General features: G+C 65.8%; 1 protein-coding gene. It reads right to left on the bottom strand.

Annotated features, from left to right (window positions below):
• Positions 1-345: helix-turn-helix domain-containing protein (locus R0J88_RS19140; protein ID WP_410900751.1), on the bottom strand; the 345-nt coding region annotated here is incomplete at both ends.

The following is a 345-nucleotide window of genomic DNA, read 5'->3' as shown; positions in this document are numbered from 1 at the left end:
ATCTGGGACAGGGAAAGCTCGCTGGTGCCCAGCAGCTGGCGTGCCTCCTCCAGCCGACGGCGCAGCAGATACTGATAGGGCGAGAGCCCGGTCAGGACGCGGAAGCGCTCGCTGAAATGCTGCTCGGAGAGATGCGACTGGCGGGCAAGATCCGCCACGCTGAGGCGCTGGCCGAGATTGGCGTCGATGAAGCGGTTGAGCGCGACCAGATCCAGCTGACGGCCACTGGTGCTCAGCGCGCTCATCGGCTCTTCGATGCGCGTGTTCAGGCAGGCGAGGAAGGTGGCGGCGAGCAGGTCGCCCGGCGCCTGCTGGTAGTCGTTGACTTCCGCGAGCATGAATTCC

Source organism: Pseudoalteromonas sp. SIMBA_162 (assembly GCF_046535955.1).
Classification (GTDB): domain Bacteria; phylum Pseudomonadota; class Gammaproteobacteria; order Enterobacterales; family Alteromonadaceae; genus Pseudoalteromonas; species Pseudoalteromonas marina.
This window is presented reverse-complemented; position numbering and strand designations above follow the sequence as displayed.